Here is a 12,074-nt window from a genome sequence, read left to right as displayed (position 1 = left end):
ACGCTGACGCTCCCTTTGTAGAGCTTGACCCGCACCCAGCCGTTTACGTGCCGCTGGGTGTGGTCGATCAGCGCCTGCAGCGCTTCCCGTTCCGGGCTCCACCAGTAGCCGTTGTAGATCAGGCTGGCGTAGCGCGGCATGAGATCGTCCTTGAGATGCGCGACTTCGCGGTCGAGGCAGACCGATTCGATGCCGCGGTGCGCCTTCAGCATGATGGTGCCGCCAGGCGTTTCGTAGCAGCCGCGCGACTTCATGCCGACGTAGCGGTTCTCCACCAGATCGAGGCGGCCGATGCCGTGCTTACCGGCGAGACGGTTGAGCTCGGTCAGCACGGCTGCCGGCGTCATGCGGTCGCCATTGACGGCGACGATGTCGCCGCGCTCGTATTCGAGGTCGAGATACTCCGGTGCGTCGGGCGCGTCCTCGGGCGCGACGGTCCAGCGCCACATGCCCGGTTCCGCCTCCGCCGCGGGATCTTCCAGATGGCGACCCTCGAAGCTGATGTGCAGGAGATTTGCGTCCATGGAGTACGGCGAGCCGCCTTCGCGGTGCTTCATCTCGACCGGAATGCCGTGCCGTTCGGCATACGCCATCAACTTCTCGCGGGAGAGCAGGTCCCACTCGCGCCAGGGCGCGATCACCTTGATGTTCGGCTCCAGCGCGTAATAGCCGAGCTCGAAGCGCACCTGGTCGTTGCCTTTGCCGGTGGCGCCGTGGGAGACGGCATCGGCGCCGGTCTCGCGGGCGATCTCGATCTGCCGTTTCGCAATCAACGGTCGCGCGATCGAGGTGCCGAGCAGGTATTCGCCCTCGTAGATCGCGTTCGCGCGAAACATCGGAAAGACGAAGTCGCGCACGAATTCCTCGCGCAGGTCGTCGATGTAGATGTGCTCGGGCTTGATGCCGAACTGCAACGCCTTGCGGCGCGCGGGCTCGAGTTCCTCGCCCTGGCCCAAGTCGGCGGTGAAGGTCACCACTTCGCAGCGGTAGGTGTCCTGCAGCCACTTGAGGATGACGGAGGTGTCGAGGCCGCCGGAATAGGCGAGGACGACTTTCTTGGCACTAGTCACGTTTGAGTTAACTCCGGATGGGGATTCAACGCAGGCGGAAGGCGGCATGGCAGGCGACACAGGCGCCTACGACCGGCTGCAGCGCCTGGTACGCCGCGTCGCGGTTGCCAGTGCGTGCCACCTTCGCGAATTCGCTTGCCGCCTGGTGCATGCCGATGCCGATCGACCGCATCGAGTCGGGCATGAAACGCCCTGGCCCCTGTCCGGCCGTGCGTGCGGCGTGTTTGCCCATCGAGCCGAGACCGAGCTTCTGCTCCGCGACATCTGCGGCTGCGTTCGGTTTGTTTGCAGAGAGATCGGCAAGAATCTCGTTGAGCGCCACGAGGTTGTCCAGCATCTCTTCCCGAATCAATGCTCGCTGCAGCGCAGGCATGTCGACGGCGGTTCTGGGGTCGTCGGGCGGTGGGGACTGTGCCGGGGCCAGGGACGGAAGCAATGCGACGATGAGGAATAACCACCAGGACCACGTGCGAAACCTGTCCTGGCTCCGGCCGCTGCGCTCGACCTGATCTCGCTGGCGGTTGGTCAAGTCAGTTTGCGCCGAAACAGGCTTCACCGACTCATCGGCGATCACGGCTGCTCTACCCGACCGAGCACCACGTATTCCAGCAACGCTTTTTGTGTGTGCAAGCGATTTTGGCTGCGGCCGCTGCGCTTAACTTGGCCGCCCTTACAGCTGGCCAAGTTAGCCTGCGCCGAAACCGACTCCATCCGAGCCTTAGTCACGTGTTCACTCGTCCTAGCACCAGAAACTCCAGCAATGCCTTTTGCGTGTGGAGGCGGTTTTCCGCTTCTTCCCAGACGACGCTCTGCGGGCCGTCGATGACGGCAGCCGCGACTTCCTCGCCCCGGTGCGCGGGCAGGCAATGCATGAAGAGCGCATCCGGTGTGGCGAGGCGCATCATCTCAAGGTCGACGCGCCAGTCCTCGAAATCGCGCCGGCGCTCCTCGTCCTCCGCTTCGAAGCCCATGCTGGTCCAGACGTCGGTGGTGACGAGCGAGGCGCCGCGAGCGGCATCGAGCGGATCGGCGAACTGCTCGTAGTGCGCAGTGCCGTAGAGCCCCGCGCGTTCCGGTTCGATCTCGTAGCCTGGCGGCGTGGAGACGTGCACGTTGAAGCCGAATACCTCGGCCGCCTGCAGCCAGGTGTTGCAGACGTTGTTCGAATCGCCGATCCAGGCCACGGTGCGCCCGGCGATCGACCCGCGATGCTCGACGAAGGTGTAGATGTCGGCGAGGATCTGGCAGGGATGGTATTCGTTGGTGAGCCCGTTGATCACCGGCACCCGCGAATGGGCGGCGAAGCGCTCGATGATCTTCTGCTCGAAGGTGCGGATCATGACCACGTCGACCATGCGCGAAATGACCTGGGCGGCATCCTCGACCGGCTCGCCGCGCCCCAGCTGCGTGTCGCGCGTGTTGAGATAGATCGCCGCACCACCGAGCTGGTGCATGCCCGCTTCGAACGAGAGTCGCGTGCGCGTCGACTGCTTCTCGAAGATCATGGCGAGCGTGCGGTCGGCGAGCGGCCAGTAGCGCTGGTAGGACTTGAACTGGTCCTTGATCCGGCGCGTGCGCTCGAACAGATACTCGAACTCGTCGCGCGAGAAATCCCTGAACTGCAGGAAATGTCGCACGGGATTCATCGCGCGCGTCGATCGTCGCAACTAGCGGGCGGCGGCAGCCGCCACCGGCGTCGCCAGAAAATCGGCCACGAGCGGCACCAGGCTGTCGAGCAGCAGCTCGGCCTCGGCCTGGGTCATGATGAGCGGCGGCAACAGGCGGATCACGTTCTCGGCGGTCACGTTGATGATGAGCCCGCGTTCGAGGGCGAGCTTCACCAGCTCGCCGCAGGGACGATCGAGTTCGACGCCGATCATGAGGCCGATGCCGCGGACATCCTTCACGCTGCGCAGATGGCCGAGTCCGGAGGCGAGCCGCGCGCGCAGGAACGCGCCGACGGCCTGCGCGTTGGCCAGCAGTCCTTCGTCTTCGAGGGTGGCGAGCGTGGTGAGCGCGGCCGTGCAGGCGAAGGGATTGCCACCGAAGGTGGAGCCGTGGTTGCCGGGCGCAAAAACCTCCGCCGCCGCGCCCGCCGCGATACAGGCGCCGATCGGGATGCCGGAACCGAGCCCCTTCGCCAGGCTCATCACGTCGGGACGGATGCCCGTGTGCTGAAAGGCGAACCACTGCCCGGTGCGCCCCATGCCGGTCTGCACCTCGTCCAGCATGAGGAGCCACCCCTGCGCATCGCAGATCGAGCGCAGGGTCGCGAGGTATCCCGCATCCGGCACCTGGATGCCGCCTTCGCCCTGGATCGGCTCGACCAGCACGGCGACCACGTTCTTGTTGTGAGCGGCGACCTGCTGGACGGCGGCGATGTCGTTGTACGGAACGCGCGCAAAACCGGTGAGCAGCGGCTCGAATCCCGCCTGCACCTTGCGCGAGCCGGTGGCCGTGAGTGTGGCCATGGTGCGGCCGTGGAAGCTGCGCTCCATCACGATGACGGTGGGCAGATCGACGCCCTTGCGATGGCCGAAGAGGCGCGCGAGCTTGATCGCGGCCTCGTTGGCTTCCGCGCCGGAGTTGCAGAAGAAGGTGCGATCCATGCCGGAGAGCTGGCACAGCCGGGTTGCAAGCGCCTCCTGCAGCGGCACGCGGTACAGATTGGAGGTGTGGATCAGGGTCGCGGCCTGCTCCGCCAGCGCGCGGGCGAGCCGCGGGTGGGCGTGGCCGAGTCCGCACACGGCGATGCCGGAGAGCGCATCGAGATAGCGTTTGCCGGATTCGTCCCAGAGCCAGATGCCCTCGCCACGCACGAAGGCGACCGGCAGCCGGGCGTAGGTATTCATCAGATTGGACATGGCCGTTCCCCAGAAAGCAAAAGGCACACGGGCCGGATCCGGACGCGTGCGCCACGAAAGCAATATGTACCCGAATCGGCGGGCGCCTGCAAGTATCGGGCGAGGCCGCCAGCGCTCAATGCCCGAGCGGTCGCAGCGCGTTCTCCTCGGTCGCCTGCAGGACACGCACGCAGGGCAGATAGCCCTCGTACAGGATGCCGTGCATCTCGATCTTCTTCGGCGAGCGCAGCAGTCCGACCAGGTAGTGGATGATCTCGGTCGTGATGAGCTGACCCGGCACCAGCACCGGTATGCCGGGCGGGTAGGGGGTGATCTGGTCGGCGGCCACCCGGCCGTCGAGCGCGAGGTTCGCCTGATCGTTCTCCAGCAGCAGCGGCACCGGCTCGCCCGTGCAGTAGAAGGCATCGCGCGGCAGCACGCGCAGCTCGGTGAAGCGCGGCAGCTCCGGGGCCGGATACAGTCGGCGCGGCGCCCGCCCCTCGCGTGCGATGCGCATGAGCGCGTCGTACAGTCGCGACACCTTGCTGCGCGTGGTGCCGATGGTAAACAGGAGCGTCAGCGTGTTGAAGGTGGATTTCTCCACCTGGATATTGAAGCGCTCGAGCAGCTCGCTCTGCAGTTCCTCCACCGTGTAGCCGCAGGAGGAGATGTCGAGCGTCACCTTGGTCGGGTCGAGCGAGATGCCGTCGCTCGCCACTTCCTCCGGCAGGAGATCGTCGAGCTCCAGCGCGCGGAACGTGCCGGTCGCGTTGATCTGCTGGCGCAGTTCGCGTGCAAGACCCAGGGTGCGCGCGAGCAGCTTGTAGCCCTCCATCACCGCCTGCTTCCGGCCCACGTCGAGGCTCGCGATGATCGCGTACTGCGGGCTCGTCGACGTGTGCATGTTGAAGCTTTCGCGAAAGATGTGCTCGTTGAACTCCGGGTCGTTGACGTGGATCATGCTCGCCTGCGAGAACGCCGAGAGCGCCTTGTGCGTGGATTGCGTCACGTAATCGGCGCCGGCTTCGAGCGCGGTCGGGCGGAATTCCGGATGGAAGCGGGCGAAGGCGTACCAAGCTTCGTCGACCATTACCTTGATGCGTCTGGCGTGGGCCGCCTCGATGATGGGCTTGAGATCGTAGCGCAGTCCATCGTAGGTGCAGGAGGTGAGCACCACGGCCTCCGCGTCGGGGTGTTCCTCGAACGCCTGCAGCAGCGTCGTCTTCGCCACCGGACCGAAGATGCCGTAGCGCCGATTTACCGAGGCATCGAGGTAGATCGGCCGCGCGCCGGACAGGATGACTCCGTGGTGCACCGACTTGTGACAGTTGCGATCGAGCAGGAGCTTCTCGCCGGGCGCAATCAGCGTCTGCAGCATTACCTTGTTCGCCGTCGAGGTGCCGTTGGTGGCGAAGAACGTGCGCCGCGCGCCGAATGCCTTCGCCGCGATCTTCTGTGCTTCGAGGATGACACCGCCCGGCTTCATGAGCGAATCGAGCATCGGCACCGACACCGACAGGTCGGCGTCGAAAACGTGCTCGCCCATGAACTGATAGAAATCCTGCACCCAGGGGCTGTCGCGCAGGCTGTCGCCGCTCGAGTGTCCGGGCGAATGCCAGGCGTCCTTGGCCATGAAGACGTAGGTTTTCAGCTGATCGTAGAAGGGCGTGCGCGCCTTCTCCTGGATCTGCGCGTTGAGGATGCGGTACCAGCCGCGGTAATCGCGCTCCTCGCGATAGAAGTAGCCGTCCACCGCCTCGGAGAAGAGCGCGTCCACCACCTCGTCCTCGGCTTCCTTGGCGATCATGATGTAGACGTTGAGCTCCGGGCGCAGTCGCGTGATCTTCTGCACCAGAGACAGCGCCGTCATCTGCAGGGAGCGGCGCGAACTCCTGCCGTTGGCGAGCGTGTAGAGCGTGTCGTCGACCACCACCGCCTGCAGGTCGCCGTCGTCCTCGATCGCGCGCAGCGCCTCGCGCGCCGTCGCCACGCCGGCGAAGGTGATGCCGAGCGGGTTGTCGAGCGCCTTCGCGGCGCCGTTCAAGCCCTTGATCAGCTCCTTCAGGACGAGCGCCTCGTCGTTGATGACGAGCACGCGGCTCACCGGGTTGCGCATGTGGGACGGCGGAAAAAAGGCGCTTTATGCGCCAATTCCGTCAGCTAAGCAACTCGGCGGCGGCCGCCAGTGGATGGGGAATTTCCCGGTCAACCCGGGGTCGCACAGTTTCAGGCTATGCTTCGTGTCAGGATCATGTTTCGCCAGCCATTCTCCCTCCTGCTTCTCCTGCTCTTCGGGCTCGCCGTGCCGGCCGCGGCGCAAGAAGCCACGGCCCCCGTCGTCGTGCTTGCCGTCGACGGTGCCATCGGTCCCGCAACCGCCGATTTCCTTTCGCGCGGGCTGACCAAAGCCAAGGCGGAAGGGGCGCAGCTCGTGGTGCTGACGATGGACACGCCGGGCGGCCTCGATACCTCCATGCGCCAGATCATCAAAGACATCCTCGCCTCGCCGGTGCCGGTGGCCACCTTCGTTTCCCCGAGCGGGGCGCGCGCCGCGAGCGCAGGCACTTATATCCTGCTGGCAAGTCATATCGCAGCCATGGCGCCCGGCACCAATCTCGGCGCTGCCACTCCGGTGGCCATCGGCGGTGCCCCCGGCGAGCCGCAGGAGCCCAAGGGGAAGCCGGCGGCGGATTCCGGTGAAAAGGGCGACAAAGCGGAGGACAAGAAGGACAAGGTCCCCGGCAACCAGGACGCCATGCGCTCGAAGCAGGTCAACGACGCGGCGGCCTACATCAAGGGACTCGCGCAGTTGCGCGGCCGCAACGCCGAGTGGGCGGAGAAGGCGGTGCGGGAATCGGTGAGCCTGACGGCATCCGAGGCGCTGCAGATGAAGGTGATCGACCTGGTGGCGGTCGACGTGAACGATCTGCTGCGGCAGGTCAACGGGCGCAAGGTGACGACGGCCACGGGGGAGCGCACGCTGAACACGAAATCAGCGCGCATCGAGCGGCTGGAGTCCGACTGGCGCACGAAGCTCTTGTCGGTCATCACCGATCCGAGCGTTGCCTACATCCTGCTCCTGATAGGCATCTACGGGCTCTTCTTCGAGTTCTACAATCCCGGTTTCGTGGTGCCGGGGGTGGTCGGCGCGATCGCGCTGCTGACCGCACTCTTTGCGCTGCAGATGCTGCCCGTGAGCTACGCCGGTCTCGCCCTTCTCATCCTCGGCGTCGCCTTCATGGTGGCGGAGGCCTTCATGCCGAGCTTCGGCGCGCTCGGCATCGGCGGCGTGATCGCCTTCGTGCTGGGCTCGATCATGCTCATCGACACCGACGTGCCGGGTTACGCCGTGCCGTGGTCCGTCGTGGCCGCGGTCACCGCGGCGAGCGCGTTCTTCGTTCTGGTCGTGGTCGGCATGGCGGTGAAGGCGCGGCGCCGACCCGTCGTCACGGGGCGCGAGGAACTGCTGGGCAGCATCGGTGAAATGGTCGAAGATGCGGCGCCGGAAGGCTTCGCCTTCGTGCTCGGCGAGAACTGGCGCGTGCGTGGCAATACTGCGCTCAGGAAGGGACAGAAGGTCCGTGTAGTCGGCGTGCACGGGCTGCTGCTCGATGTGGTCGTGGAAGAGAACTGAGGAGCCATTCGATGTTTGCAGAACTGGGTGTGGGCGGCATCGTTCTCGTCGCCGCGATCATCGTGTTCGCATCGCTGCGCGTGCTGCGCGAGTACGAGCGCGGCGTCGTGTTCATGCTGGGACGCTTCTGGAAGGTGAAGGGGCCGGGTCTCATTCTCATCGTGCCCGGCGTGCAGCAGATGGTGAAAGTGGATTTGCGCACGGTCACCATGGATGTGCCGCCGCAGGACGTGATCTCGCGCGACAACGTCTCGGTGAAGGTGAACGCGGTGGTCTACTTCCGCGTGGTCGATCCGCAGAAGGCGATCATCAACGTCGAGAACTTCCTGCTCGCGACCAGCCAGCTCGCACAGACGGTGCTGCGTTCGATCCTCGGCAAGCACGAGCTGGATGACATGCTCGCCGAGCGGGAGCGGCTGAACCTGGAGATCCAGAAGACGCTGGATGCGCAGACCGATCAGTGGGGCATCAAGGTCTCCAACGTCGAGATCAAGAACGTCGACCTGAACGAGAATATGGTGCGGGCCATCGCGAAGCAGGCGGAAGCCGAGCGGGAGCGGCGCGCCAAGGTGATTCATGCGGAAGGCGAACTGCAGGCGTCCGAGAAGCTCGTACAAGCTGCCGCAGTGCTTTCCCGCGTGCCGCAGTCGCTGCAGTTGCGTTATCTGGAGACGCTCACCACGATCGCGGCGGACAAGAACTCAACGATCGTCTTTCCGCTGCCGATCGATCTGATCGAGTCGCTGCTGGCCGCGAGAAACGCGCGCTGAGCGGCGCTCCACGGACAGCAACCGTCGGCACGCTGTCCGTCGCTTATTTTGTCGACGCGTTGCAAGTGCGAACGACGTATGTGTTGGCGCGGACCGGTCCAAAAAGAAGAAAGGGGCCGTGGCCCCTTCCTGCTTCGCGTCGGTGAACCTGAAGCGTTAGCGGCAGACTCCGCCGCCGTTGCCGCCGCCACCGCCGCCGTGGCTGATGTTGTGGCTGATGTTGTTCTTGATCTCCTGCAGCTTGGTGCCGATCTTGTCGAAGATGTTCGACAGGCTCGGGCCGCCGTGAGGCGCGGCCTGAGCGACGTTGACAGCCATGCACAGCGCGAGGCCCAATACCAGCTTTTTCATGTCATATGCTCCAGACGTTGCGTGCGTTTGCACGGGTTGATGTTTCGGGGCCACAGGCCCCGCAGAATTCACCGCTTCCTGCGTGTGGCGGCGTATTTACTTTGTGGGTTTCAGTATACGAAGCGACCGCACGAACGGTCCGCATCGACCGATGGGTGGCGCCGAGCCGCATCAGCGGCAGACACCTCCGCCACCCCCGCCCCCGCCGCCGATGCCACCTCCACCGCTGTGCGACCCGCCGCCACTGCTGCCGCCGCTCGGTCCGCTGCCCAGCGCCCGCGCGATGCCGGTGGTCTTGAAGTTGTCGCGGACATTGTTCCTGATCTCGCGGATGAAGTTGAGGAAGTAGTTTCTGCCGTCCGCGCCGCGGCCGGGATTGCTCACCACCGAGTTGTGCTTGATGTCGAAGGTCTTCGGCTCGTATGCCGCGTGGGTGGCGCCGATGCTGAGGGACAGCAAGAGGCCGACTGCCAGCTTCTTCATGACTTCGCTCCTTATCGTCCAGGCGTGGACGGGATGCACTGCGTTCGAGATTCACGGGCTGGTGCGCGCCGCCGACTGCGCGGCCCGTCCAGGGATGGGGCCGAGTATAGGGATGCGATGAGGCACGAACGGCTGCTGCCGACCGATGGAAGGTGTTGCGTTCTTCGTCGTCGTCACCACGTCGGGTATGAGCGGACGTTGTCGACCGATGGAAGGTGGCGCGGATGCGCGTGCGGCAAACTGAGGTTGGCGACGCGCGTTGGCCCGAAAGTGTCCGTGCGCGCTTGACACTTCGCGGCGAAAGCGCGAGTCGGCGACGAAGCCGTGATTCGCGTAGGGCTTTGTTTCGTGGGACATCGGTACAATACGCGTCCCGCTCATGAAGGCTACGCCGGTGGAACTCCAGGATCTCTCCAAGCTGCGCATCGAACGCGGCGCGAAGGCGGTTACCGTCTCGCGCGCGCGCCGCACCCGTCGCTGGCTCTGGCTCGCGCTCGCCGCCGTGCTGATCGCAGCCGGTGCCGTTGCCTACTCGCGCATGAGCGCGGTCCAGCCAGTGACGCTGGCGACGGTGACTGCCGCCTATCCCTCGCAGGCGATCGCGCTCCTCAACGCGACGGGCTACGTCGTGCCGCAGCGGAAGGCCTCCGTCGGGTCGAAGGCGACCGGCCGTCTGGAATGGCTCGGCGTGCAGGAAGGCAGCAAGGTGCGCCAGGGCGAGATCATCGCGCGGATCGAGAACCGGGACGTGAGCGCGCTTCTCATGCAGGCGCAGGCGAACGTGCACGTGGCGCGGGCCAACCTCGAACAGGGCCAGGCCGAGTTGCGCAACGCCGACCTCGAACTCAACCGGGCGCGCGAACTGGTCGAACGCAAGTTCCTGTCGCAGTCCGCCTACGACCAGGCGCGGGCGCGCTACGATCGCGCACGGGCTGCCATCACCGGCCTGCAGGCGGCCATCGGTGTGGCCGAAGCGAATCGCCGCAACGCCGAAGTGGCGGTGGAGCAGACGCTCATCCGCGCACCCTTCGACGGTGTCGTGCTGACCAAGAACGCGAACGTGGGCGACGTGATCACGACCTTCTCCGCCGCGGTCGACACCAAGGGCGCCGTGGTGACCATGGCCGACATGGCGACGCTGGAGGTCGAGGCCGACGTGTCGGAATCGAATCTGCAGAAGGCGAAGGTAGGGCTGCCGGTGGAGATACAGCTCGACGCGCTGCCGGACACGCGTTTTGTCGGCGAGGTGTCGCGCATCGTGCCGACGGTCGATCGCGCCAAGGCCACCGTGCTCGTCAAGGTGCGTTTCGTCGAGCGCGACGAGCGCGTGCTGCCGGACATGAGCGCCAAGGTGACGTTCCTCGAGCGTCCCTTGCGCGAGGGCGAGCGGGAAGCGCGCACCGCAGTGCCGGCTTCCGCCGTCGTCAAGCGCGACGGCGAGGCGGCGGTCTTCGTCGTCGAAGGCGATCGCGCGCGGCGGGTGCGGGTCGCAATGGGCGAGACGATGGGCGAGATGATCGAGATCAAGTCCGGCGTCAAGCCTGGTGAGAAGATCGTCCTCAAGCCGGTCGAGACGCTTGCGGACGGGGCCGCGGTAAAGGTGGCAGAGAAGTGAACCGCGGCGCCGATCTGCCGCCGATAGTCGAGATCCGCAACCTCGCCAAGTCGTACCGGCGCGGCGATCAGGTCGTGCAGGTGCTGCGCGATATCAACATGGACATCGCCGCCGGCGATTTCGTGGCGCTCATGGGGCCGAGCGGCTCCGGCAAGAGCACGCTGCTCAATCTGATTGCCGGCATCGACACACCGGACAGCGGCGAGCTCCTGGTGGACGGCACCGACATCGGCGCCCTGGGCGAGGCGGACCTGGCGGCGTGGCGCGCCGCGAACATCGGCTTCATCTTCCAGTTCTACAACCTGATGCCGGTGCTCACCGCGCTGGAGAACGTCGAGTTGCCGCTGGTCCTCACCACGCTGTCGCGCGCGCAGCGCCGGGAGCATGCGGAGGCCGCGCTCGCCATGGTGGGTCTGAGCGATCGGCTCGATCACTATCCATCGGAGCTTTCCGGCGGCCAGCAGCAGCGAGTCGCCATCGCGCGCGCGATCATCACGGATCCGACGCTGCTCGTCGCCGACGAGCCCACCGGCGACCTCGACCGCGTCTCCGCCGAGGACGTGCTCAACCTGATGGACCGGCTGAACGACGAGCTCGGCAAGACCATCATCATGGTCACGCACGATCCGCACTCGGCGCAGCGCGCGCATCACCTGAAACATCTGGAAAAAGGTGTGCTCGCGGATTAGGCGCCGCGATGAAGGACCGATAGCTGCCGATGGAATCCCTGCGGCTCGCCCTGCGCAATGCCTTCCGCCACCGCTTGCGTACCGGCTTGACCGTGCTCGGGCTGGTGATCGCAATCGTCGCGTTTGGGTTGCTGCAGACGGTGGTGGACGCCTGGTACGCGGGTGCGGAGGGCGCCTCGAACACGCGGCTCATCACGCGCAACTCGATCTCGCTCGTCTTCCCGCTGCCGATCAACTATCGCGACAAGATCCGTCGCGTGCCGGGGGTGACGGGCGTGAGCATGGCGAACTGGTTCGCCGGCGTCTACATCACCGAGAAGAACTTCTTTCCGCAGTTCGCGGTGGACCCGAACTCCTATTTCGAGCTGTATCCGGAATACCAGGTGCCGGAGGCAGAGCTGGCGGCGTTCCGCCGCGACCGCAAGGGCGCGATCATCGGGCGCAAGCTCGCCGATATCCATGGCTTCAAGGTGGGCGACGTGGTGCCTCTGCGCGGCACGATCTATCCGGGAACGTGGAGCTTCGTCGTGCGCGGCATCTACGACGGCGCCGAGAAGAGCACGGATACGAGCCAGATGTTCTTCCACTGGGACTACCTGAACGAGACCATCAAGCGCAC

Annotated in this window: 12 protein-coding genes; 5 read left to right on the top strand and 7 right to left on the bottom strand. The window is 65.5% G+C overall.

Annotated elements, in window-relative coordinates:
- The 5 genes from JNK68_04760 to JNK68_04740 form a co-directional block, all read right to left on the bottom strand.
- Positions 1-1,070, bottom strand: a 1,070-nt coding sequence (locus JNK68_04760; protein ID MBL8539665.1) for an argininosuccinate synthase, incomplete at its 3' end; no start/stop codon positions are given.
- A gap of 25 nt (positions 1,071-1,095) precedes the next feature.
- Positions 1,096-1,644 (bottom strand): cytochrome c, encoded by a 549-nt coding sequence (locus JNK68_04755; protein ID MBL8539664.1) that lies wholly within the window; start codon positions 1,642-1,644, stop codon positions 1,096-1,098.
- 148 nt (positions 1,645-1,792) lie between these two features.
- A complete protein-coding gene (gene argF, locus JNK68_04750) occupies positions 1,793-2,716 on the bottom strand; it encodes an ornithine carbamoyltransferase (GenBank protein MBL8539663.1) in 924 nt (307 codons plus the stop codon).
- A gap of 21 nt (positions 2,717-2,737) precedes the next feature.
- Positions 2,738-3,934 carry an acetylornithine transaminase gene (locus JNK68_04745; protein MBL8539662.1) on the bottom strand — a complete coding sequence of 399 codons (1,197 nt, stop codon included), beginning with the start codon at positions 3,932-3,934 and terminating at the stop codon, positions 2,738-2,740.
- Positions 3,935-4,049: 115 nt separating this feature from the next.
- Positions 4,050-6,029: an aminotransferase class I/II-fold pyridoxal phosphate-dependent enzyme gene (locus JNK68_04740; protein MBL8539661.1), complete on the bottom strand. Its 1,980-nt coding sequence runs from the start codon at positions 6,027-6,029 to the stop codon at positions 4,050-4,052.
- A gap of 117 nt (positions 6,030-6,146) precedes the next feature.
- Between JNK68_04740 and JNK68_04735 the strand changes: the two genes are divergently transcribed.
- Together JNK68_04735 and JNK68_04730 are read left to right on the top strand one after the other, a co-directional pair.
- The gene (locus tag JNK68_04735; protein MBL8539660.1) at positions 6,147-7,547 is read left to right on the top strand and encodes a nodulation protein NfeD; all 1,401 of its coding nucleotides are present in this window, start codon (positions 6,147-6,149) and stop codon (positions 7,545-7,547) included.
- An 11-nt stretch (positions 7,548-7,558) separates the two neighbouring features.
- Positions 7,559-8,317, top strand: coding sequence for a slipin family protein (locus JNK68_04730; protein MBL8539659.1), 759 nt, complete (start codon positions 7,559-7,561; stop codon positions 8,315-8,317).
- A 156-nt stretch (positions 8,318-8,473) separates the two neighbouring features.
- On the opposite strand, the gene JNK68_04725 is transcribed toward JNK68_04730, so the two are convergent.
- Positions 8,474-8,668, bottom strand: coding sequence for a hypothetical protein (locus JNK68_04725; protein ID MBL8539658.1), 195 nt, complete (start codon positions 8,666-8,668; stop codon positions 8,474-8,476).
- Positions 8,669-8,839: 171 nt separating this feature from the next.
- Complete coding sequence (locus JNK68_04720; protein ID MBL8539657.1) at positions 8,840-9,151, bottom strand: hypothetical protein; 312 nt, start codon at positions 9,149-9,151, stop codon at positions 8,840-8,842.
- Positions 9,152-9,545: 394 nt separating this feature from the next.
- Between JNK68_04720 and JNK68_04715 the strand changes: the two genes are divergently transcribed.
- The 3 genes from JNK68_04715 to JNK68_04705 all read left to right on the top strand — a co-directional run.
- A complete protein-coding gene (locus tag JNK68_04715) occupies positions 9,546-10,766 on the top strand; it encodes an efflux RND transporter periplasmic adaptor subunit (GenBank protein ID MBL8539656.1) in 1,221 nt (406 codons plus the stop codon).
- A 98-nt stretch (positions 10,767-10,864) separates the two neighbouring features.
- A complete protein-coding gene (locus tag JNK68_04710) occupies positions 10,865-11,455 on the top strand; it encodes an ABC transporter ATP-binding protein (GenBank protein MBL8539655.1) in 591 nt (196 codons plus the stop codon).
- A gap of 29 nt (positions 11,456-11,484) precedes the next feature.
- Positions 11,485-12,074 (top strand): ABC transporter permease (locus JNK68_04705; GenBank protein ID MBL8539654.1); only part of this gene is annotated, 590 nt, incomplete at its 3' end.

The organism is Betaproteobacteria bacterium, from assembly GCA_016791345.1.
Taxonomy (GTDB): domain Bacteria; phylum Pseudomonadota; class Gammaproteobacteria; order Burkholderiales; family JAEUMW01; genus JAEUMW01.
This window is presented reverse-complemented; position numbering and strand designations above follow the sequence as displayed.

What these genes read in the sequence shown, in the direction of transcription:
- argF (MBL8539663.1), bottom strand. Translation starts at nt 2,716, where the DNA reads ATGAATCCCGTGCGACATTTCCTGCAGTTCAGGGATTTCTCGCGCGAC.
- JNK68_04745 (MBL8539662.1), bottom strand. Translation starts at nt 3,934, where the DNA reads ATGTCCAATCTGATGAATACCTACGCCCGGCTGCCGGTCGCCTTCGTG.
- JNK68_04740 (MBL8539661.1), bottom strand. Translation starts at nt 6,029, where the DNA reads ATGCGCAACCCGGTGAGCCGCGTGCTCGTCATCAACGACGAGGCGCTC.
- JNK68_04735 (MBL8539660.1), top strand. Translation starts at nt 6,147, where the DNA reads ATGCTTCGTGTCAGGATCATGTTTCGCCAGCCATTCTCCCTCCTGCTT.
- JNK68_04730 (MBL8539659.1), top strand. Translation starts at nt 7,559, where the DNA reads ATGTTTGCAGAACTGGGTGTGGGCGGCATCGTTCTCGTCGCCGCGATC.
- JNK68_04725 (MBL8539658.1), bottom strand. Translation starts at nt 8,668, where the DNA reads ATGAAAAAGCTGGTATTGGGCCTCGCGCTGTGCATGGCTGTCAACGTC.
- JNK68_04720 (MBL8539657.1), bottom strand. Translation starts at nt 9,151, where the DNA reads ATGAAGAAGCTGGCAGTCGGCCTCTTGCTGTCCCTCAGCATCGGCGCC.
- JNK68_04710 (MBL8539655.1), top strand. Translation starts at nt 10,865, where the DNA reads ATGGACATCGCCGCCGGCGATTTCGTGGCGCTCATGGGGCCGAGCGGC.